The organism is Metabacillus fastidiosus NBRC 101226, from assembly GCF_001591625.1.
Lineage (GTDB): Bacteria > Bacillota > Bacilli > Bacillales > Bacillaceae > Metabacillus > Metabacillus fastidiosus.
Map to the genome: position 1 here is coordinate 1 of NZ_BCVG01000021.1, position 21,917 is coordinate 21,917.

Sequence of the window (21,917 nt, forward strand, 5' to 3'; positions counted from 1 at the left end):
CTTAAAACGGCTAAGATCAGGCGTAACTTCTATCCAACTTTCTTTAGCTGCTTCATCATAAACAGATTTTAAATGATAAATGACCCAGCCTTTTGGCTCTTCAGGTGCATTACTTGCTAAAGAAGATCTTCCTCCATAAAATCGTCTAGCTACCGTGATTTCCTTCTCTATTCCTTTCTCCATGTCCCCCATAAATTGTTGAATTTCATCCCTATTTGCACTTTTCACCTCTTCTTCAACAGCATTATAATCTATAAATGACTGTATTATAGGTAAAGCTACAATGATAACTATGACTGACATGCTGACGATAACTAACATTATACTACTGATTATCACCATCTTCTTTGTCATTCAGTTTCCTCCATTACTAATAAAATATAGATCTTCTATATACATAGTGTTTCTATGTATTATGATATAAGAAAATACAAAATTTTTCAATAACTTCCATCTGTAGCTTTAAAATAAAGTTTAATTGAAACAATGTTATTAATCTTGATAAACGAACAAAAGAAAAGAGTATATTTTTAAAAAAAGATTAATCAAAACATGTTCTTCTTATGTTAAATTGAATGTGTTTTTATAAAAAGGTTTGATCATTTTTTATTCCTTCTTCACCAAAAGCACCCGTTAGTTGAACAAGAAAAAATGGCTGTCGATAAAACAACCATATCTTGAACCAACATATAGTGAGTAAAACTACTTCAGCTGGGTAGTATATGTTTAGGATCGTGTGCTTTCATCATTAGCATATTCCCCATTAATAAACAAGGAAGTGAATAGATGAATCAGAGTAACGAACGCAATAACTTTGGTAGAAATATAGAAGAAAGTGGCAACAATCAAGCTGGTAGTAATGCTAATCAAGGTGCGAGTGACTTTGGTGAAGCAGCAGCAGCAGGAACTCTTAATGGAGCCGTTGCGGGTGCTATGATAGGTGCTCAATTTGGACTAATTGGTACTGTTATAGGCGGTGTTTCAGGCGGTGCTATTGGTAACCAGATTGTAGAAGGGGCTGAAGTCGATGACAAAACAGCTTCCAAAAGTAATGATGAGAGCAATAATAACTCTATAAATAAGTAACAGGCACTTTACAAAAATGTATTTGTGTTAATCTCACCAAAAAAGACCGTCAAAAAGACAGTCTTTTTTCACTAAAGCACCCGTTACTTTAAGTACATTCCTTCACAATCTCTTATAAATATCACAATTCTGCTGATAGATTATAATCAACTTCTGCATTTTTTAGTCCATCAATTACTTTATTTATTCTTTTCAATAAGTCATTGATTTCTTCTTTTGTTAATTCACCTTCTACTTCTTGTAGGTTAAACATACTTAACCTCTTTGTTATATTTTCAACATAACCAATAAAAACTTTATCATGAGTCACTACAATTTCGCCTATAGCAACATCAACAATTATATCTTCTACCTTGCCTAAATTACTGAAATCATCCACTAACCTTGCTATTGCATGTTTATGTCCTCTATCTTCAGTTAAAAACTCTTCATATACCTCATGAATTGTTTCGAACAATTCACTATATTCCCAGTGTTCCACTAATAATCATTCCATCCATTAATTAATTCGATTTTAATCTTTCACCATTATTGTAATGTAAATAACCTCTAATATGAATAACCTTTCCACCGTCTAATTCAGTAGGCATCCCCATATATAAACACCTAATTTGAATCTAAATATATTGTATTAATCTGCCCCTTTAGTTGATCAACGAAAAAGAGAGCTGCCTGCTGGAATTCCATCTTCAACCCATGCCCCATTCACCTTAAGTCCATTTATTTGCAATTTTATGTTCTATGATTATTTTTTTAAAAGGACCGCAAAATAAGAAGGTAGGGAATGTCTTAACAAAGAAGGTACACCAATGTCCAAAGATAAGCAGACACCTTCATCAGAGGTAGACCAAAAGAAACTTTTAAATGATAAAGTGGAGAAAGCTCGTCAAAACAATTTTGAAGATAACCACATTCGAAGAGTGACTACAAACGGTGCCCAAGGAGAATAAGTTTTTTCTCAGGAGCAGAATATCATTTCACGATATTCTGCTTTATACATTCAGTTAGTCTAATAAGTGCAGACTCATTACAATGTTCATAAAATAAGCACGCTATTTGTTATCTGAAAAAATGCGTTCTTTTTTATGGAATTTTCCACAATCGTTCTTCAACTAACCTGCCCCGTTAGCACAATAAGAAAACAGGACCGCCGCAGTCATCCTATTTTTAACATAAGCACCCGTTAGCTTAAGTGCATTTCTTCATAAACTAATCCTATCCCATTTCTTTATTACGGGAACTAATTTTAACATTATCCTAATTTATTTATGTCTTTTAATAAATTATTGGAAGGAATTAATGGTTTATAGTCTATAGGTGAAGAAAGTGAAATTAATGTTGTTGAATTTCCATATTTCATACTTTCATTTTCAAAAAGTTCTAGTTCTTTTGTCGATTCAACTACTACTTTGATCAAGTAATTAAATTCTCCACTAATACGATGACACTCTACTACTTGGGGGGTTTTCTCACAATAATCCACAAAGTTTAAACATTGCGTAGTTCTAAACAAAATAAATGCTACAGTAGACTTTCCTATTTTATCATTCGCTACAATTGTTCTGTAATTAGCGATAATTCCTTGTTCCTCTAGCCTTTTTACTCTTTCTGTAATTGCGGGTTGAGACATTCCAATCAACTTGCCAATTGATGTCATAGACAATTTTGCATCCTCTTGCATATACATCAATATTTCTCGATCTACACTATCCATATAAAACGCACTCCTTCTTCTTATATTGTATAAGTATTTATATACATATAACTAATATTTATAACCTCATTAGGTTTTTCTTTATTTTCTCATTCGGATTTATTGTTACTTCATTATAAATCATTGCATAAAGAATTTCCAATTTATAATATATAAGTGAATCCATGTGAAAACAGATAATTTATAATTATTATTTAAAATATCCAAATGGAACTTTGTGTAAAACATTTGTTGTTTTCTATAAAATTAAGTTGTATTAAAAAAACAGATAAGGACGTGTTGTTCATGTTAACTACAGATAACGAAATTGCTAGTTTAAGCAAACGAGTGAATGATGTTATTAACAAAGCTATAGAACACAACAAGATTGTTGGTACCGTTACTTTGATAAACAAAGATGGTAAGCTCATCTACAAAAATGCGGGGGGATATGCTGATAGGGAAGAAAAAATTAAAATGCATGAAGACTCGATATTTCGCATGGCCTCTGTAACTAAACCAATAGTTTCTGCAGCTGCTTTGATTCTAATATCCAAAGGAATTATTGAAATAGATGATCCGGTTACTAAATGGATTCCGGAATTCCAACCTTCATTAATTAATGGAGTTAAACCAAAAATAACTATAAAACATCTATTGACTCACACTGCTGGGTTAACATATGGTTTTCTGGAACCCGAAGGCGGAGGAGCATACAAAAAGGCTGGTGTTTCCGACGGGATGGACCTTTCTAGAATTTCTTTAGAAGAAAATTTAAAGAGACTCTCTACAACACCATTATTATATGAGCCAGGAACAAACTGGGGGTACTCCATTGCCTTGGATGTCTTAGGAGCAGTTATAAGTAGGGCATATGGAAAGCCCTTGCCAGACTTAATTAAGTATCAGATTACAGATCCATTAAAAATGATAAATACTTCATTTGAAGTTAAAGACCAGCAAAGATTAGTAACCCAATATGTTAGTGATTCCCCTATCCCTAGAAGAATGGGCGACAAAGAGATAGTGCCTGTATTTGAAGGCACAGCAGGTATAATATTTGAACCTGATCGTGTATTTGATAACACTGCTTTTCCTTCTGGTGGTTCTGGTATGAATGGAACGGCAGATGACTTTATGTCTTTTTTGGAAGAGTTAAGAGTAGGTACTAGGCTACTTTCCAGTGATCTAAAGAAAGAGATGACAAAAATCCAAACTGGAGATTTATCATTAGCGAACTGGCCTGGAAGGGGTTTTGGTTTAGGATTTACAATACTAAAAGATCCACGGGAGGCAAAAACAAAAGAGTCAATTGGTACTTGGAGATTAGGAGGAGCTTACGGACATTCTTGGTTTGTAGATCCGAAAGAAAAATTAACTGTAGTTTCCTTTACCAATACAGCCTTTGAGGGAATGTCAGGCCAATTCACAGTAGACTTATGTGACGCAGTTTATGGTGAATTAAAATAAGACAAAAAATACTTTATTTCAAGGTTTCATTATCATGGTACCTAGAAATAAAGTAAACAAGAAAGGATGGTAGAGATATGACCAACGTTACAAGTATTCCGCAAGATGTAACAACCGCTAACGATTCAGAGCACCTTCCCTGGAACGGTTTGATTATTTTAGCATTGGCTGGATTTATTTGTGCATTAACAGAAACAATTCCAGCTGGTTTGTTAATTGAAATAGGAAATGGACTGAAAATTACGGAATCTCTTGCTGGTCAACTTGTTACTGCTTACGCATTAGGTTCATTACTGGCAGCTATTCCTCTGACAATTGCAACTCAAGGATGGAGAAGAAAGCCGTTGCTTCTATTATGTATTCTCGGGTTTCTAATCTTTAATACGATTACAGCAGTTTCAACGAATTATATCTTAACTCTAATTGCAAGATTCCTTGCCGGTATAACTGCAGGTGTTCTTTGGGGTATTACGGCAGGCTATGCCCGACTTATGGTGACAGACGCTCTTAAAGGAAAAGCGATGGCGGTAGCTATGGTCGGAACACCTTTAGCCTTAGCTTTTGGAGTTCCCCTAGGCACATACTTTGGTTCTTTTATGGGATGGCGTTTTGTCTTTATATTAATGTCGTTAATGACATTAATATTAATCTTTTGGAGTATCTGGAAACTTCCCAATTTTCCTGGACAATCATCCGAAAAGCGTTTGTCTATTGTAAAAGTTTGGTTAACTCCAAAAGTAAGGCCCATTTTACTGATTGTATTAGCGTGGGTATTATCCCATAATATACTCTACACTTATATTGCTCCATATTTATATCAATTTGGTTTATCAAACCAGTTGGATATAATCTTACTGACGTTTGGTGCCATGGCACTAATTAGTATTTGGATTGTTGGATTATTGATTGATAAAATGCTGAGAAGATTAGTGTTGTTAAGCCTTTCGGGATTCGGTTTGGCCTCTTTAGTTCTCGGACTAAGCTTGGATATAGCTATAGTAATCTATATTTCCGTTGCAATATGGGGGTTAACATTTGGAGGAGCAGCAACACTTTTACAAACTGCAATTGCAAATGTTAGTGGAAATGGTTCAAATGTTGCTCAATCTATGCTTGTAACAACATGGAATCTTGGGATTGGTATGGGTAGTTTTGTTGGAGCTCTCCTAATGGAAACAATAGGTGTTCTTTCTTTCCCTTGGACAATAGCTTTATTATTATTAGCTTTCCTAATTGCTTGGAGTGGCATTGAAAAAACACAAATTAGTAAAAATTAATAATTGTAAAAAGAACACACTCTTTTCAAAAGTTTGTGTTCTTTTGTTAGCTTAAATTTATGTCTATATTTTTAAGAGCCTACAGCAATTAGTAAAGCTCTTATATATTTTGTTTTCTCATTCCTTTTTGCACTAAACTGTCCCTTTAGTTGAATAGGATATTTAAATATCTAAAATAAGTCCTTTATATAAGTCTAGTTAACATATTACACATTATCGACAGTAAAAAAGGATCCTTCATCATCAAGAGATCCTTTTAGTTTTATCTATTATTTTATTATCTTTAAGATATTTTTTAATAATGATTGAAATTATTATTAGAAAATATACTATGCTAATGATCATTAGCCATATAAAAAGAGGTCTGAATTTTGCAGCATAAACAAAATAGTCTATTTGCATGATATCTTTATAATTTGTAGGTTCACCTTTAAGCCAATATGTAAACTTCGCAGTATATTTCCATTCATACTCATTATCTAACAAAGCACTTCCTTCATACCATGCTGCAAAAGTTGAAAAAGAAAAGAAAAGCAATGAGGTACCTAATTGTATGAAATAATGTAACTTCATCAAACCACAACCTTTTTAAATCAAAATGTTTATTCAATACTAAATAACTTATACAAATAAACGAATCCCTTGATTTCATCTAAATATGGATTTATTGGTCCATTTTTCTAGACGGTATATTCTTTTCTAAAGTTACATATGCTTCCTTCATATCTAGTTAACATAAGTCACATTTTACAAAGACTAAAAGGGGCTTTAACAAAGATCCTTTTAGTCTTTTATTGACTCATGTATTCTATCTCAATTCCATTTGATTTTTTCTCCATTTTGTAAGTTTCCGAAGACTTATGGTAAATAACTTTTAGATGTTTATTATCTAGCCATTCAATCGAAAAGTCTTTATTTGCCCTAAATGTATTTCCAGATTTATTTTTGAATTTATCGTCTTTCTCTAAAATTGATAACTGAGGTGAAAATCCTGTTGTTGCACCACAACTTCTTTCAAAAATATAGGCTACATTCTCACCATTAGGAGAAGATATTTTTTGTTTAATATCATTTCCACACATATCATCAAGTTCCTTAGATATAAACTTAGCACCCATAAATACAAGTACAAATACTATTATTGTTATTAGAATAGTTTTAACCTTTTTGTTCATTGGAATCTCCTTTAATTATATAGAATATCTATGTATAGAATTGAATTCTAACATTATGTTAGATGATAATAAAGTTATTTAATTTTGATATAAAAATATAAGAGCCTTTCTACATTTTATTGTAGAAAGGCTCTTTAAAGTTGTTTAATTTCTGTTCATTTAAATATGCTTGTGCTCAAAAATCAATAATAAAGTTGTTTAAATCTTATTAAGCTAAAGCACCCGTTAGTTCAACAAGAAAAGTTATTATTGTTCCTCTTCATCACATAGTTCTTCTGCAATCTGCTTTATACGTTCTATTGTTATACCTTCTCTTTGATCTATAGCTAAGGGGTGCTCAGTTGGTTCTAACTCTATATAAGGACGTACTCCAACGGAAAGAGTATGAACCATTGTCTTTAAATTTATTGTTTCAGGATAACTAGGGATTGAAGTTGATAACCAGCCAAACATTGGCTCTAGTTCTTGTTCTCTTCCTTCCACTTCCCAATAATCATTAGTTTTATCAAAATTTCCTTCGCTTAATGAAACCCAGACATCCCAAATAAATGGTCCCTTTCCATCTATTACAGGAATTTCAATACATCCACGAATAAAAAAATACTCACCGTCAATAATGCACAAATCTTCGTTTATCTCTATCCGGCTTTCTTGTTCCTCTGATGGTACGTCGTAACAATAATCAGGAACTGGACTTCCATAACTCATTGGAAGTTCATTGTGATACTTTCCGCAACATCTACATAAATAACCTTCTTGATAATTACTCATTATATAATCCCTCACAAGAAAAATAGCTTTTCCTCAATATTAACCCTAAAACCCAGTATATAATTAATATTTTTTTCTTATTTAACTAAACTGCACCGTTAGCACAATGCGAAAAAGCATTCCTGCTTATTGCAGAAATGCACCTGTTAGTTGAAGAAAAAATCATTCGTTGAACCTCAAGATTTTTACATAACTATATAATTAGTTATTAACCCTAAAATTACTGCCCCAACAATAAAAGCACCTATATGAATTAAAATCTTGTATCTCAGCTTAGTTTTTAATAAGAAATATAACTTAAAAGTAAAATAAAGTATTATCAAATCAATAGGTGTTTTAATTAATGAAATAATAAATTTATTATTAATGTGGAAGTGTTCATAAATAAACTCCCTAAAAAAATAATTATTTGCTATACCAATAATAGAAAAAACGACTTGATAAACAAAAAACTTAAAGTGGTTCACAAAATTCAATCTCCCCTATAATCAAATCTTGATTATATTCTTGTTTTCCTTCTTCTAACAATATTACTTTACTAATTATTCTTCTTCAACTAACCTGCCCCGTTAACACAATACGAAAAAGCATTCCTGCTTATTGCAGAAATGCACCCGTTAGTTGAACAAGATATGTATAATTTTTTGTTCACTCGAATACAGGTCGCATAAAGCTTCTCTCATAACTTAGAATACATTTCGTTTCCTCTGCAAATTTATAAGCTTCCTGACATTCGGCATCCAATACCATCTTTCCTCGGTACTCTTCATATGCTGCTAAACTAGGGAAAGTGAATAGGGCATAAGCAATATTATTAGCACCTTCATGTGGAAGGAAATAACCTTGATGTGTACCGCCTAATTTATTAACTAATCGAATCCACATCTTACCGTATTCTTCAAATTCCTTTACTTTATACGGGTCAATAACATATTTCAGATAGCATGTAACCATCTTACTCCCCCCTAAAAAATCTATTTTTTCATCATAACATAATATTCGACTAACCTGCCCCGTTACTTTAATAAGAAATCACGGTTCAAAAATTCTATGTATCAATTTGTTTCTCTTTCTTCCATTTATAATAAGTATAAAATAATGTAATGATTGACACTGCAATGAGTGCAGTAATAAATACAATAGATAAAAACAGTGACAAATTATTTGAAAGTAATATCAATATTATTAAGGCAATCACCACTGGGATTTGTAATAAACTCCAAATAAACTTCTTCTTATAATTTAATTTCCAATAAACCAAATCTACTGCACCTCCTTCTTTTTATATCACCATAAAAAACCATATTCCTCACTAAATTAGTTATGCATCTAATTGAACTAACCTACTCCGTTAGTCCAATAAGAAACAACTTTATTAGTACTTAACAAAAAAGACTGTAACATCTTGTCAACAGCCTTATCTCTTTCTCCACTTTTCAATATAAATTAATTGCCCCATTTCTTAAAATCACGATTAAGGCGGGTCAGATTATTTTCCAGCTGCTTCAATTCCTCCTCTGTCCATTCCTGAAGTATTTCTTTATAAACAGCATAGCGGGCTTTCTGAACTTTTGTAAGGATATCCTGTCCTTCCGGCGTAATTTCCATCAGACTAATTCGTCCATTATTAGGGTCAGGATAACGATGAATGTATTTCTTTGTTTCTAAAGCACCTACTTGCCTGCTTGCAGTTGAAATATTAAGCATTAGTTTTTCAGCGAGCACATTAATAGCTAAAGGACCATTTTCATCTAATTCACATAAAATTAAATATTCTGACCGATCCAGGCTTCCAAGACGCGGGCTATGTGCAGTTGTAAGACGAACGAGCAGGGCGATTTCATATTCTATTAACTGGAGCGGGTCTAGTTTCACTATACTTCCCCCTTATATAATATTAAGCATTCTGTTATGTAATAACTTCATTATATAATAACATTTTAATTCGTTTAAAATAAAAAGGAGTTAGAAGCACTTCCGCTTCCAAACTCCTTTTATTTATTTCTTCAAATGATAAGGCACTGTCGTAATAACGACATTTCTCTTATAAAGCAGGAATGTCTTAATGAGCAAACTCGATTGGTTATGCAAAATATTATGCCAGCCTTTTTTCGGTATAAACTGCGGGATAACAACTGTTACTTGGTAGTTCGCTTCTCTCGCTTTATGTTCCACAGTATCAACAAACTTTGTAAGCGGCTGAATAATGCTGCGGTAATGAGAATGAAGCGTTACTAACCGGACATCAGGCTGCCACTGCTTCCATTTCTCTTTAAATCGCTTCTCTTCCTCCCTGTCAAATGCAACATAGACAGCAAGTATCTGATTAGGTGAAAGTGATTTTGCATACTTTAAAGAATTTTCCACAACATGTGTCATTCCAGCGACCGGAACGATAATGACATTTCCTTCAATCTGAAAAGACGGTTCACAAGTCGTCAATCTCAATTGCTCCCCTACCGCATCATAATGTTTCCTAATTGTATGGAACATATAAATGATGATAGGCAAGAAGATTAATACCGGCCATATTTGCGGGAATTTCGTTAAAAAGAACATAATCGTTACAATAAAACTAATGATTGCACCGGTTGCATTAATCATCAGCTTTGGAATCCACCCTGCCGGTTTTTCACGCACCCATTTTACAATCATTCCGGTCTGTGACAATGTAAACGGAATGAATACTCCGACTGCATAAAGGGGAATAAGATGCTCTGTCTGCCCTTCAAATGCAATAATTAAAAGAATCGATGCTATACCGAGAATAATAATCCCATTTGAATATCCTAATCTGTCTCCCCTTATCGTAAACATCCTCGGGATAAATTTATCTTTGGCAAGGTTAACAGCAAGCAGCGGAAAAGCGGAATATCCCGTATTCGCCGCTAAAATTAAAATTAGCGCTGTCGTTCCCTGAATAAAGAAATACATGAAATTACGGCCAAATACACTTTCGGCAATCTGGGAAACGACTGTTACTTCTGCATTCGGAATAATGCTGTAATAATAAGCTAAATAAACGATTCCCGAAAACAGTACAGCGAGTAAAGATCCCATCGCAATTAATGTTTTAGCTGCATTATTAGGGGCAGGATGTTTAAAGTTAGGAATTGCATTTGAAATTGCTTCCACCCCTGTTAATGCCGAACTTCCGGAGGCAAATGCCCTTAGAAGTATAAATAAGCTAATTCCTGCTACTGGTGTACCGACTGGTGAATGTAAAACTGGTGGAACCTGGCCTGTTGCAATTTTGTATAAGCCTACCGCAATTAATAAAAATAAAGCTGCAACAAATAAATAGACAGGATAAGCTAATACAGAAGCAGATTCGGTTACCCCTCTTAAATTTAAAATCGTCAGAAACACTACAAAAATAATCGCGATAAATACATTATATGGATGGAGTTCCGGAAAAGCGGATGTAATCGCATCCGTACCTGCAGATACACTTACAGCTACTGTTAAAATGTAATCGACTAATAAAGAACCCCCAGCGATCAATCCCGAATTAACGCCTAAATTTTCTTTCGATACGACATATGCTCCTCCACCATGAGGGTAAGCGAAAATAATTTGTCTATAAGACAAAATCAGAGCAGTTAATAAAATTAGAACCCCGGCAGCAATTGGAATAGAGTACCAAAATGCTGCTGCTCCAACTGTAATTAATACTAATAATATTTGTTCCGGTCCATATGCGACGGAAGATAAAGCATCAGATGAAAGAATCGCTAAAGCTTTTGTTTTATTAAGCTTCTGTTCTCCAAGTTCTGCTGATTGTAAAGGTCTTCCTATTAATAATCTCTTTATGGATGACATCATCGATTCCCACCACCACATTTTTATAGGTGTATAATTCCCTTTTTTCGAAATTTAAATCTTAAACAGAAAATGCCTGCAAGTCATCAAGAAATAGACCTGCAGGCATTAGAATTTTTTGCTCACAAGCTCCACCTTCCTTCTCATATAACGCTTACGAGGTTAGCTGTCGGATTCGGGCCATTTGAGTAGCCCTACCTAAGAAAGGATTCACCCCTTGGATTTTAAAAATCCAGTAAAATGGTTCCCCCGCACCAATGGTTTCAGCGATTTAGAAATTTGAAACTGTGATTATATTACTCCTCTATTTTTCAAATGTAAATAATTTTTTTCATTAGCCGAGCATATTTTTTTTCTCCCTTTTTCTCTCTTTCTAAATTATCCAACGATTCGCTCTCCTACCTATTTCTCCTTATCAGGAACATCAATGGCAGCACCCATTTGTACAATAGTTGTCGCATAATTTCAGAGAAACGGCTATTTAGATGCTGCTAAATTAAAGGAAAAGTACATCTGAATCAAAAGGCTGATTAGGGAATTGTTTAGTGACAATAAGTTGTTCCGTTAAAGGTCCATTTTCTAGAAAAACGAATCGTAGAAAAGATAGAATAAAACAACTTAAAATCCGATTTAAGGGGGCATTCTCTCTTTTCGTGCTACTTTTAAAATTTTTTCCTTCAATCGAAAAAAACTATGAATCACATTCCAACTGAAATGTAATCCATAGTTCCTTAAGTTAATGACACTGATTACCAAAGCGGTTTTGCTTCGGAATCTACTCTTTTACTGTAAATTATATCCATGGTCTTTATTCTTTTAATTTCTCCTCCTGTGAAAGAGCACTACCCGCTGGAAATTCTTCTAAAGAATGCATGGCAAATCTTGGATTGGGATAAGTTGATCGAGCCGCCACCAATCACACCAATTTTGAGGATTTCCATGATTTTGCCGATAGTTGCCTTGGCATTTAAGCAGCCTTCCATGTCATAGCAAATGTATTATCGCAGTGACTAATAATTGATATGGCTAATCCGATAATGGTGTATTTACCCTAACTTGCGTTTAAATTCTTTACTGGCGAAGAAGTAAGCGATGACCATGATGCCGACGCACCAGGCAAGCGCGATCCAGATACTGTTGCCAACAGACCCTTCATACAAGAGGGCACGCATCGCATTCACGATTGAAGTCACGGGCTGGTTCTCAGCGAACACACGGACAATTTTAGGCATGGTCTCAGTAGGGACAAAGGCCGAGCTGATAAACGGCAGGAAAATCAGTGGGTAGGAGTAGGCTGTCGCCCCTTCCATAGACCCCGCTGTTAATCCGGGAATGATCGCCAGCCATGTCAGTGCCAGCGTAAACAGCGCGAGTATCCCAGCTACCGCGAGCCAATCCAGGATATTAGCGTTGGAACGGAAGCCCATCAAGAGTGCTACGAGGATAATCACCACGACAGTAAGTGCATTGGAAACAAGCGAGATCAACACGTGAGCCCACAATACCGACGAGCGCTTGATAGGCATGGTAATGAAACGCGCCATCAGCCCGCTCTTTACATCTGTAAACAGTCGCACGGAAGTGTAAGCAACGCCGGATGCGATAGCCATCAGCAAGATTCCCGGTAATAAATAATTGACGTAGTTGTCCGTACCTGTCTCTATGGCACCACCAAATACGTAGACAAACAGCAGCAGCATCATAATCGGCGTAATTGCCACAGTGATAATCGTATCTGGGCTGCGCATGATATTGCGCATTAAACGCCCTAGTAATACCCCTGTTTTACTTTTCATTTACATCTCCTCCTTTTTACCGATGATCGCGAGGAAGATTTCCTCCAATGTCGGCTGCTTCTCGATGTACTCCACTTTCGCTGGCGGGAACATCTCTTTGAGTTCAGTAAGAGTACCAGTCGTGATGATTTTTCCACCATGCAGGATGGCGATACGGTCTGCCAGTTGCTCTGCTTCCTCCAAATACTGGGTCGTCAGCAAGATCGTCGTGCCGCCACCAGCAAGCTCCTTAATGGTATCCCAGACTTCAATCCGCGCTTCGGGGTCAAGTCCTGTCGTCGGTTCGTCGAGAAAAATGACTGCTGGCGTCCCGATCAGGCTCATGGCGATGTCAAGCCGGCGCTTCATCCCTCCGGAATATTTGTCTGCCCGACGGTTGGCCGCATCGGTCAGGCTGAACCTTGTAAGCAGATTGTCGGCGACTTGAGCGGGATTGGAAACTCCCCGCAACTTGGCGATCATCATCAGGTTTTCCCGCCCGGTGAGCATGCCGTCTAAAGCTGCGAACTGCCCTGTCAGGCTAATGCTCTGGCGAACATGATCCGGTTGACGCTGGACGTCAAAGCCGCAAATACCTACTTCACCGCCATCGGCCTTCATCAGCGTCGAGAGGATGTTGACCGTCGTCGTCTTGCCAGCTCCATTTGAGCCCAGCAGTGCGAAAATTTCGCCACGCCACACCTCAAAATCCACCCCCTTTAAGACTTCCTTGTCTTTAAAGGATTTTTTTAACCCTTTTACAGAAATCGCTGCATTTATCATAATTTTTTCCTCCTTATAAAAGCGCCTTGCGGAGCTAGATTATCTATACCGCTCTATTTAGTAAGACTGATAATCTGTATCACTTAGTACCTAGTTGAAAAATAACTGAATAGCGAAGATGGCAATTCACATTTTAAACCAGCTATTCAGTCGGTATTATTTATTGAATTTATTTTTTTCCCAATTGCTTCATGATACTCTGATTCAAATCTTCACGATACTTGGCGACATAGGTTTTAGCGTTTGCCACTAGTTCGTCGGCAAAGGACGCCACGTCGTCCCCAGTGATTTCTAGCACTTGTCTGCCTTCCGCTGCACCGGCTTCGAACAACTCGATTAATTCATACTGCATGTGCAACATATCCATCCCGTTGCCCGCTGAGAAATTCCACATGTAGTTTTGAATTTTCTTAAATACAAACTCGTAGTCCTTTGGAAGGGCTTCAACCCGTGCCATCATCATCTTATACTCTTTTTTATCACCAATCATTTTTTTGAATATTTCCAACATGTTATTTTTCCTCCTTTTTTATAACGCTGAACACGACACTCCAAAAATATCAGACGGAATATTTTATGAAGCTAAATGGACTTCAAGACGTTGATTTTTGATGATACAAAATCCCATTTTTCCCAAAACAACTCAAGTTCCTGGCGGCCAGCCTCATTAAGTGAGTAAAACTTGCGGGGAGGCCCCATATCTGACGGTTTTTTTTCTATGTTCACTAGTTTTTTCTTTTCTAATCGCACAAGGATAGTGTAGACTGTCCCTTCCACGACTTCTGTAAACCCAAGCTCGTTCAGGCGACGAGTAATCTCATAGCCATAAGTTTCATGGCGGCTGATGATTTCCAGCACACAGCCTTCCAGCGCACCCTTCAGCATTTCAGTTAAATTTTCCATGTTCAGAGCCTCCTCTATGTTGTCTGACTTGTATTCAGTACAACTTAGTACTAAGGGGAATTTTTTACTTAATAGCTTTTTGTAAATCAATCTATTAAGTATTACTTATTACGGGTATATTGTAACACTTAGTAGTAAGGGTGTCAAATATTTTTGCAACCTCACTACTCAGCGTGGAAATGGAAAATCGAACTATTTACATCCTTTGTTATGTTAATATTTAGGGAACAGGAATTTCCAAAGGTATATTAAGAGATATTTTATAAAAAGGGGATGGATTAATGAAGAGATTATTATTGCAGTTTTGTTAATTATTCTTTTATCAGCCTGTACAGAAAATACAGGTACTCCCATTGAACTGAATGAGAATAATATAAATCAATATAAAAAACAACACTAATTTTAATTTTTATGGATTTGAACTAAAATATTGGACTATTCACCAAGTATTGTGAATGCTGATGGTTCTAAAATTGAAAAAGGACAAGAACTTATGTTGGAATTCCTAAAAGAAGATTTTAACCTCGGTTCTAAAAAGAATAATTTGTAAAATTCGATTTTTTTAAATGGAAGGTGGTTTTTATTAAATAGCAAATGCTTCTTTATTTGTTCGGAATTTTGTGTAGACATTAAATTTTCTTCCCTGCATTTATATAGTTATGGTTAAAATGCACAGATGAATTTAAAAAGATGCCTAAAAATGTGGAAGATAGGATAAATTTTATCAAGAATTCATGATATACAATTTAAAAAGTTCCCTATCGAAGCAGTGAGAAAAATTGGGAATGAAAGCTCAATTTAATGCTTTTTCAAGAATTTTAGCTACTTTTATATATCCGAATAGATTAGGGGCTCTCCGGCATTCTTCCCAAATCTTCACAAACATAAAGTTATGGTCCGGATCAAATTCATCAACCACTTTATACAAATAATCGTCATATAGGTCCATGATTTCTTGAAAGATGTCTAATTATAAAAAAAGGATAATTAGTCTCATAATGGACTAACTATCCTATATATTATTATCTTAATTTAATAATTTAGTGTTTCCCTTCTTCTTTATTTATATAAAAGCTGCGCACGCTTGCGATTCGTTGCAATAATATAAATTGCGCTCACAGCGATTAAAAATGCAATGATTGAGCCGAGATTGAACAATCCTTTTTCCGAGTACCATACGATGGAGTATCCGACTGCCCCTATTAATAAAGCATAATATACAAATGGGAACAGTGTTTTTCGTATGACATCCCCTTCTTTTCCGATCAGTCCCACTACGGCAGAAGCTGCGACTACGTTATGCACACAGATCATATTTCCTGCTGCACCGCCTACTGCTTGAAGGGCAACAATCCATGTCGGATCTACACCAATTTGTGTCCCGACATCATATTGGAATAAGGAGAACATCATATTACTTACCGTGTTACTTCCAGCGATAAATGCACCGATCCCTCCGATAAATGTTGCAAAGAACGGCCAATATTCACCTGCAAGTGCTGCTACCCCATTGGCTAGTTCAATCGGCATCTTATCATACCCTGCTGTACCACCGCCTGAATTAATGAATACTTGAACCATTGGCACAGTAAAAATTAATGCAGTGGAAGCAGAAAGCATCGTTTTTCCTGATTGTGACCAAACTTTTCTGTATGCGCTTACATTCATTCCGTGAATAAAGAAAGTTAAGATTGAGACGATAATGAATATTGTCCCGGGTAAGTATAAAGGCTGAAAACTCGCTGTAATTTCGGAACCGAACATGTTCGGAATTTCTACGACCCAAGCCTGGAACCATTTCTCTACCGGAAGAGAATCAAGCCTAGTCAATACAAGGAACAGACCGACTAAAACATACGGTGTCCATGCGCGGATCATGCTCATATTTCCACTTTTATGTGCGATATCCTTTAATTCCAGCTTTCCATTCCATTCTGGATTCCATTTTGATTTTTCTTCAAAATCCCATGTTTCCTCGTTCTTTGGCATAAGGAATCCCTTTTTCGCCGCAAAAACAACGATGGCTAAACCGACTAATCCGCCAATCATAGATGGAAACTCCGGACCTAGTACATTAGCTACGATTAAATATGGAATAGTCATTGCAAAAGAAGAGAATAGGGCGAATTTCCACACTTTGATTCCTTCTGTAAATGATTTGTTTTTCCCGAAAAACCTTGTCATTAATGCAACAACGAATAAAGGAATAAGCGTTCCCGCAATCATATGAAGAAGGGCTACTTTACTTGCGATTAATGCTATCACACTGGCATCTACAGGTAAACCTGACTGCACCCCAACAAGTATCGGTGTTCCGACTGCTCCAAAAGAAACCGGTGTACTTTGAATAACCATTCCTGCAATAACAGCAGCCATAGCTGGGAAACCTAACCCGACTAAAAGAGGAACTGCCACCGCTGCCGGTGTACCGAATCCTGACGCTCCTTCAATGAAAGAACCGAATAACCATGCAATAATAATAACCTGGATTCTCCGGTCCGGTGAGATATCTGTAAACCCCTGGCGGATTGTTCTCATTCCTCCGCTTTCCTGTAGGGTATTTAAAAGTAAAATTGCTCCAAAAATAATAAATAAAAGCGTTCCTGCAACGACGAGACCATTGACAGATGCTGCTGCAACTGTATTCCCCGGCACTTTCCAGACGAATAACGCAAGTCCGGCGGCAACGATGAATGAAATTGGCATCGCTTTACTTGCAGGCCATCTAAGACCGACTAAAAAAACACCAACCGCAATAATCGGCAGTAATGATAAAAAAGCTAACATTCCCGTACCCATTTTATTTCCCCCTTTTATATGTATAGGGGTGTCTCGTATTTAATTTTATTTTATGCTATATATAGATGTGTGATCCACTGTGAGACAGTCCCTATTTATTTAAATACTATTCTGTATATAAAAAATTAGACTGGCTTATCGCTATATAAGAGCAAATTAATATCCCGACATATATCGGCACTTTTTTAAAAGTTCGCTGATATATTTGTGATTCCGCTGATATATTGAGAAAATCGCCGATATCTTTGTATTTTCGCTGATATATTTAGAAAGTCGCCGATATCTTTGTATTTCCGCTGATATATCGAAAAGTCGCTCCTATTTATTCCGGAAACAGCTTTCCTGCATTTAATAGATTACTAGGATTGAATACGTCACGGATATTCGTCTGCGCTTTTATTTCCCTTTCATTAAAGACGAAGCGCATTTCTTGTATTTTCTCAATTCCTACCCCATGTTCGCCGGTGATTGTCCCGCCGACATCCGCGCATACTTTCAGACAGGCACTCCCTGCTTCCAGAGCTTTTTCTGCTTCCCCTGGATTTCTTGTATCAAACAGGACGAGTGGATGCAAGTTTCCGTCTCCTGCATGGAATATATTCGCAATTCTTAAACCGTACTGTGCACTGATTTTATTAATACGGCTTAACACCTCCGGCAGTTTGCTCGGTGGGATGACACCGTCCTGTACTAAATAATCAGGAGAAATAGCACCGACCGCTCCAAATCCTGTTTTACGATTTGCCCACCATTTATTTCTTTCCTCTTCATCTTGCGCCGCTCTCACTTCCCGTACATTTCTCTTTTTACACACTTCTAAAATCTGATTAATTTGTTCGTCAATCCCTGCAGAGATCCCGTCCACTTCAATGAGTAAAAGTGCTTCGATATCTTTCGGATGACCGACTGGAAATGCAGCAGCTTCCACTGCTTCAATCGCTATTTTATCCATCATTTCAAGCGCCACCGGAATGATACCTGCCGAAATAATATCTGCGACAGCCCGGCTTCCGTCTGCCACACTGTCAAAATAGGCGAGCACTGTCTGCTTTGCTTCCGGATCTTTTGAAATACGGACGATAATTTTTGTGACGATTCCGAGAGTTCCTTCCGAACCAGTTAAAAGTCCGATTAAATCATATCCGGGTGAATCTGGAATGCCGTTATTTCCGATTTCCATAATCTCTCCATTTGGCAAAACAACTTCTAGTCCGAGAATATGATTTGTCGTTACCCCGTATTTCAAACAATGTGCACCGCCCGCATTTTCAGCAACATTTCCACCGATTGTACAGCAGTACTGGCTTGAAGGATCGGGAGCATAATAATAACCTTTATTACTAATTAAATTAGTTAATTTCAAGTTAACAAAACCTGGTTCAACGACAGCATAGCGATTTTCAAAATCAATGCTTAATAATTTTTTCATTTTCGTTAAACTGATGATTACTTCTCCGTTAAGCGGAATCGCTCCCCCGCTTAAGCCCGTACCGGCACCGCGGGCGAGGAACGGGAGCTTATTATCAGAACAATATTTTGCAAGTTTTGATACTTCTTCTGTATTTTTTGGGAAAACGACTGCTTTTGGCAAATGTTTATGAAGTGTAAAACCGTCACAGTCGTACGGAAGCAAATCTTCTTTTTTATAAAGAATCGAACTTGGACCGCCGACAATTCTCTCAAGACTTCGTATATGCTTATCCTTCATTTCCGCTCCCTCCGTCCTCTTTTTTATATGCCCAGTCAAGCAGTTGGACAGTGTGCACAATTTTTTGGCTGCGTCCGTATTTTTGAACACCAAGCGCCATTTGCAGCATACAGCCCGGATTTCCCATTGAGATCATTTCTGCTTCTTCCGGTACATTTTCCATCTTGCTTTCAAGTATGGAATTTGCCATTTCCGGATTCGTAATATTATATATTCCCGCACTCCCACAGCATCTGTCGGCATTAGGCATATGCACCATTTCCACCCCTGGAATATCCAATAAAATATGACGGGGTTCCTCACGAATTCCCTGCCCATGTGCTAAATGGCATGCATCATGATACGTAATTTTTGTTTTTATTTCCGCCTTTGGTTTCTCATAGCCCGTATCATGTAAATATTTTGAAATATCTTCCACTTTTCCAGAGAATTTCTCCGCTTTTTCCTTCCATTTCGGCTCTTCTTTAAACAGCTCTGCATACTCTTTTAACATACAGCCGCAGCCTGCTGCATTTACAATCACTTTTTCAAAATCCTCAAATGCTTCGATATTCTGTTTCGCTAATTTTCTCCCTGTTTCCCTGTCACCGGCATGTACATGAAGCGCCCCGCAGCATGTCTGTCTGCCTGGAATGACAACATCATTGCCATTGCGTGTAAGCACATTAATCGTTGACTCATTAATATCGCTGAACATAACATCCATCACGCAGCCTGTTAAAAATGCTACTTCCTGTTTCGCTTGGCCTTTTGCTTTTATTATTTTTTCTTCTTTATAATTTTTTCGGACAGGCTGATTTATTTCCGGCATAATCGCTTCCATTTCAGCTAAATGCTTCGGCATCATTTTCATTACACCCATTTTCCGAGTGATCTTTTGCATGCCGCTTTTTTGATAAAATTTCAATAAACTTCCTAACGTATTCAGCCTGTTCTGATATGGGAAAAGCTTTTGTAAAAACAGTTTACCTACAAATCCTTTCATACCTTTTAAAGGCATTGCCTGGCGTATCTGTCCCCGTGCTTCTTCAATAAGTCCGCCAACATCAACATCTGCCGGACATGCAGTTGTACAAGCACGACAATCGAGACATTGGAATACCGGATCAGCGAACTGCTCATTCACTTCGACCCTTCCCTCTGCGACAGATTTCATCAAATACACTCGCCCGCGCGGGGAATGCTGCTCTTGGCCAGTAATTTCATATGTCGGACAAGCTTCCAGGCACATTCCGCAATGGACACAATCGGCCCACTTATTTTCATCAGGAAGATCACTCCAAAGATAATTGCCTAAGCTTTTCGTCTCACATGGAAGTTTCCCCATCTTATATCCCCCCTACGAATCGCTTCGCATTAAGAATTTTATTCGGATCAATTTTCACTTTAATTCCTTCTAACAAAAAGAAAGTGGACGGTTTTTCTCCCCATATATCGATCTTTTTTCTAAAAGCAAGAGGTAAATGCTTCACAATGACATAGCCACCGAGCTTTGCGACTGCACTCCGCATCTCGTTTATTACCAGCAAAATTTCTTCTTCTGTACCTTTTAAATGAATATGGCATAATCCATGCCCGAGTCCGCCATGCGCCTGAACAGCTGAACTCACGATATCTTTTAATCTTTCACTTTCCTTTATGACATTAATAATATGTAAATTCATCACACCTATTTTCAAAGATACTTCTATTCCGTCAGAAGAGGGCGGTTGCCTACCATGAGGGCTGATCATATAAAATCTTTTCCAAAATTGCTCTGCTTCTTCCTGCTGTAAAATTTTCATTTCTGTTTCAGCAGGCTGAATGCTTTTCACGAATTCTTCCTGATAATGAACAGAGCTTTCAATATCTTCAAAACCGATTGCTAATGTATAATATTTTTTGCCTGTTAATTTTTCGCATAATGACGGGCTTAGTAATTCAATTGCGGCAGGTTCCATCATGGAATCTAATAGAGTAATAGTAAATGAGCGGATTGTATGGAAGTCACATGTCGGAAACGTTAATAAAATAACACTTTCATATTTTGGAAGCGGACGGAGTTTTACAGTTACTTCTGTTATAACACCGAGTGTTCCCATGGAGCCGATAAACAGTTTATTCATATCATAGCCTGCAACGTTTTTAACAACTTTCCCTCCGGCACGGATAATAGAACCGTCTGGATAAGCTATTTTCAGTCCGATGACTGCATCTCTTGCGGAACCGTAGCCGAGTCTTTTCGGACCGCTTTCATTTGCTGCAACAATTCCCCCGATCGTTGCATACTCCGGCCATGCAGGATCTAAAGGAATCATCTGTTTATGCGGAGCTAAGTATTCCTGCAGCTCTTTAAACGTTGTTCCGGCTTTTACTGTTAATGTCATATCACCTGGGGTATGCTCAACGATCCCTTTATAGTCCGTTAATGAAAGCAGAATAGGAACAGATTCCGTTAAACCGCCGAATCCCCTTTTCGTTCCGCCTCCAATAACCTGCACTTCTTTGCCGCGATTATTGGCATATTCTAAGATGCTTACAATCTCCTCTTCTGATTTTGGATAGACTGCGAGCTGCCCGTTATTTCCGAGCCATTCATCTTTAATAGATTTCTCCATTTTAATATGTGGAAAAAGAGTTTGTAATTCCGTTAGAATTCCTGTTTCGATCAACATC

General features: G+C 37.0%; 21 protein-coding genes, 1 pseudogene and 1 riboswitch. Of the genes and pseudogenes, 4 read left to right on the forward strand and 18 right to left on the reverse strand.

The genetic code is table 11. The features are described 5' to 3' along the window. Positions 1 to 354: pseudogene (locus BFA01S_RS07795) on the reverse strand (hypothetical protein); the annotation flags it as partial. A gap of 432 nt (positions 355 to 786) precedes the next feature. On the opposite strand from BFA01S_RS07795, the gene BFA01S_RS07800 reads away from it, so the two are divergent. Then, a complete protein-coding gene (locus tag BFA01S_RS07800) occupies positions 787 to 1,086 on the forward strand; it encodes a glycine zipper 2TM domain-containing protein (protein ID WP_066227993.1) in 300 nt (99 codons plus the stop codon). A gap of 121 nt (positions 1,087 to 1,207) precedes the next feature. Here the strand turns inward: BFA01S_RS07800 and BFA01S_RS07805 are convergent, their stop codons facing one another. Then, positions 1,208 to 1,567 (reverse strand): Imm3 family immunity protein, encoded by a 360-nt coding sequence (locus BFA01S_RS07805; RefSeq protein WP_066227997.1) that lies wholly within the window; start codon positions 1,565 to 1,567, stop codon positions 1,208 to 1,210. 328 nt (positions 1,568 to 1,895) lie between these two features. On the opposite strand from BFA01S_RS07805, the gene BFA01S_RS22760 reads away from it, so the two are divergent. Further along, positions 1,896 to 2,036 carry a hypothetical protein gene (locus BFA01S_RS22760; RefSeq protein ID WP_169800445.1) on the forward strand — a complete coding sequence of 47 codons (141 nt, stop codon included), beginning with the start codon at positions 1,896 to 1,898 and terminating at the stop codon, positions 2,034 to 2,036. Positions 2,037 to 2,338: 302 nt separating this feature from the next. Here the strand turns inward: BFA01S_RS22760 and BFA01S_RS07810 are convergent, their stop codons facing one another. Then, the gene (locus tag BFA01S_RS07810) at positions 2,339 to 2,800 is read right to left on the reverse strand and encodes an Lrp/AsnC family transcriptional regulator (RefSeq protein WP_066228005.1); all 462 of its coding nucleotides are present in this window, start codon (positions 2,798 to 2,800) and stop codon (positions 2,339 to 2,341) included. Between the two features lie 285 nt (positions 2,801 to 3,085). Here BFA01S_RS07810 and BFA01S_RS07815 point away from each other — a divergent pair, with 285 nt between their 5' ends. After that, positions 3,086 to 4,249, forward strand: coding sequence for a serine hydrolase domain-containing protein (locus tag BFA01S_RS07815; protein WP_066228007.1), 1,164 nt, complete (start codon positions 3,086 to 3,088; stop codon positions 4,247 to 4,249). A gap of 77 nt (positions 4,250 to 4,326) precedes the next feature. Further along, entirely contained in the window at positions 4,327 to 5,526 is a 1,200-nt protein-coding gene (locus BFA01S_RS07820) for an MFS transporter (protein ID WP_066228010.1), read from the forward strand. 243 nt (positions 5,527 to 5,769) lie between these two features. Here BFA01S_RS07820 and BFA01S_RS07825 read toward each other — a convergent pair whose 3' ends face one another. From BFA01S_RS07825 to BFA01S_RS07900, 15 genes are all read right to left on the reverse strand, one after another. Further along, positions 5,770 to 6,099, reverse strand: coding sequence for a YjdJ family protein (locus BFA01S_RS07825; RefSeq protein ID WP_066228013.1), 330 nt, complete (start codon positions 6,097 to 6,099; stop codon positions 5,770 to 5,772). A 218-nt stretch (positions 6,100 to 6,317) separates the two neighbouring features. Then, entirely contained in the window at positions 6,318 to 6,701 is a 384-nt protein-coding gene (locus tag BFA01S_RS07830) for a DUF5412 family protein (RefSeq protein ID WP_066228016.1), read from the reverse strand. A 246-nt stretch (positions 6,702 to 6,947) separates the two neighbouring features. Further along, entirely contained in the window at positions 6,948 to 7,472 is a 525-nt protein-coding gene (locus BFA01S_RS07835; protein WP_066228019.1) for a DUF2199 domain-containing protein, read from the reverse strand. Positions 7,473 to 8,120: 648 nt separating this feature from the next. Further along, on the reverse strand, positions 8,121 to 8,426 hold the full coding sequence (locus BFA01S_RS07845) for an NIPSNAP family protein (protein ID WP_066228024.1): 306 nt from the start codon (positions 8,424 to 8,426) through the stop codon (positions 8,121 to 8,123). A 94-nt stretch (positions 8,427 to 8,520) separates the two neighbouring features. Next, on the reverse strand, positions 8,521 to 8,670 hold the full coding sequence (locus tag BFA01S_RS22765) for a hypothetical protein (protein WP_235842991.1): 150 nt from the start codon (positions 8,668 to 8,670) through the stop codon (positions 8,521 to 8,523). A gap of 248 nt (positions 8,671 to 8,918) precedes the next feature. Then, positions 8,919 to 9,347, reverse strand: a complete 429-nt coding sequence (locus BFA01S_RS07855; RefSeq protein ID WP_066228029.1) for a MarR family winged helix-turn-helix transcriptional regulator — start codon at positions 9,345 to 9,347, stop codon at positions 8,919 to 8,921. Between the two features lie 123 nt (positions 9,348 to 9,470). Further along, on the reverse strand, positions 9,471 to 11,297 hold the full coding sequence (locus BFA01S_RS07860; protein ID WP_066228032.1) for an APC family permease: 1,827 nt from the start codon (positions 11,295 to 11,297) through the stop codon (positions 9,471 to 9,473). Between the two features lie 132 nt (positions 11,298 to 11,429). Beyond that, positions 11,430 to 11,573: riboswitch (cyclic di-AMP (ydaO/yuaA leader) on the reverse strand. 767 nt (positions 11,574 to 12,340) lie between these two features. Further along, entirely contained in the window at positions 12,341 to 13,090 is a 750-nt protein-coding gene (locus BFA01S_RS07865) for an ABC transporter permease (RefSeq protein ID WP_066228033.1), read from the reverse strand. Further along, positions 13,091 to 13,852 (reverse strand): ABC transporter ATP-binding protein, encoded by a 762-nt coding sequence (locus BFA01S_RS07870; RefSeq protein WP_066228036.1) that lies wholly within the window; start codon positions 13,850 to 13,852, stop codon positions 13,091 to 13,093. Between the two features lie 169 nt (positions 13,853 to 14,021). Next, on the reverse strand, positions 14,022 to 14,363 hold the full coding sequence (locus BFA01S_RS07875; protein ID WP_066228039.1) for a DUF1048 domain-containing protein: 342 nt from the start codon (positions 14,361 to 14,363) through the stop codon (positions 14,022 to 14,024). 71 nt (positions 14,364 to 14,434) lie between these two features. Next, entirely contained in the window at positions 14,435 to 14,755 is a 321-nt protein-coding gene (locus tag BFA01S_RS07880; protein WP_066228042.1) for a PadR family transcriptional regulator, read from the reverse strand. A 1,059-nt stretch (positions 14,756 to 15,814) separates the two neighbouring features. Further along, positions 15,815 to 17,554, reverse strand: coding sequence for an L-lactate permease (locus BFA01S_RS07885; RefSeq protein ID WP_066228045.1), 1,740 nt, complete (start codon positions 17,552 to 17,554; stop codon positions 15,815 to 15,817). A 322-nt stretch (positions 17,555 to 17,876) separates the two neighbouring features. Then, on the reverse strand, positions 17,877 to 19,262 hold the full coding sequence (locus tag BFA01S_RS07890) for an FAD-linked oxidase C-terminal domain-containing protein (RefSeq protein WP_066228048.1): 1,386 nt from the start codon (positions 19,260 to 19,262) through the stop codon (positions 17,877 to 17,879). Then, complete coding sequence (locus BFA01S_RS07895) at positions 19,252 to 20,589, reverse strand: (Fe-S)-binding protein (protein WP_066228051.1); 1,338 nt, start codon at positions 20,587 to 20,589, stop codon at positions 19,252 to 19,254. Before BFA01S_RS07895 ends, BFA01S_RS07890 begins: the two co-directional genes overlap by 11 nt. 1 nt (position 20,590) lies before the next feature. After that, positions 20,591 to 21,913, reverse strand: coding sequence for an FAD-binding oxidoreductase (locus BFA01S_RS07900; protein WP_412758867.1), 1,323 nt, complete (start codon positions 21,911 to 21,913; stop codon positions 20,591 to 20,593). Between the last annotated feature and the right edge of the window lie 4 nt (positions 21,914 to 21,917).

Bases quoted from the DNA above. Each gene is read 5' to 3' on its own strand.
- BFA01S_RS07800 (WP_066227993.1), top strand. From the start codon at position 787: ATGAATCAGAGTAACGAACGCAATAACTTTGGTAGAAATATAGAAGAA.
- BFA01S_RS22760 (WP_169800445.1), top strand. From the start codon at position 1,896: ATGTCCAAAGATAAGCAGACACCTTCATCAGAGGTAGACCAAAAGAAA.
- BFA01S_RS07810 (WP_066228005.1), bottom strand. From the start codon at position 2,800: ATGGATAGTGTAGATCGAGAAATATTGATGTATATGCAAGAGGATGCA.
- BFA01S_RS07815 (WP_066228007.1), top strand. From the start codon at position 3,086: ATGTTAACTACAGATAACGAAATTGCTAGTTTAAGCAAACGAGTGAAT.
- BFA01S_RS07820 (WP_066228010.1), top strand. From the start codon at position 4,327: ATGACCAACGTTACAAGTATTCCGCAAGATGTAACAACCGCTAACGAT.
- BFA01S_RS07825 (WP_066228013.1), bottom strand. From the start codon at position 6,099: ATGAAGTTACATTATTTCATACAATTAGGTACCTCATTGCTTTTCTTT.
- BFA01S_RS07830 (WP_066228016.1), bottom strand. From the start codon at position 6,701: ATGAACAAAAAGGTTAAAACTATTCTAATAACAATAATAGTATTTGTA.
- BFA01S_RS07835 (WP_066228019.1), bottom strand. From the start codon at position 7,472: ATGAGTAATTATCAAGAAGGTTATTTATGTAGATGTTGCGGAAAGTAT.
- BFA01S_RS07845 (WP_066228024.1), bottom strand. From the start codon at position 8,426: ATGGTTACATGCTATCTGAAATATGTTATTGACCCGTATAAAGTAAAG.
- BFA01S_RS07860 (WP_066228032.1), bottom strand. From the start codon at position 11,297: ATGATGTCATCCATAAAGAGATTATTAATAGGAAGACCTTTACAATCA.
- BFA01S_RS07865 (WP_066228033.1), bottom strand. From the start codon at position 13,090: ATGAAAAGTAAAACAGGGGTATTACTAGGGCGTTTAATGCGCAATATC.
- BFA01S_RS07870 (WP_066228036.1), bottom strand. From the start codon at position 13,852: ATGATAAATGCAGCGATTTCTGTAAAAGGGTTAAAAAAATCCTTTAAA.
- BFA01S_RS07875 (WP_066228039.1), bottom strand. From the start codon at position 14,363: ATGTTGGAAATATTCAAAAAAATGATTGGTGATAAAAAAGAGTATAAG.
- BFA01S_RS07880 (WP_066228042.1), bottom strand. From the start codon at position 14,755: ATGGAAAATTTAACTGAAATGCTGAAGGGTGCGCTGGAAGGCTGTGTG.
- BFA01S_RS07885 (WP_066228045.1), bottom strand. From the start codon at position 17,554: ATGGGTACGGGAATGTTAGCTTTTTTATCATTACTGCCGATTATTGCG.
- BFA01S_RS07890 (WP_066228048.1), bottom strand. From the start codon at position 19,262: ATGAAGGATAAGCATATACGAAGTCTTGAGAGAATTGTCGGCGGTCCA.
- BFA01S_RS07895 (WP_066228051.1), bottom strand. From the start codon at position 20,589: ATGGGGAAACTTCCATGTGAGACGAAAAGCTTAGGCAATTATCTTTGG.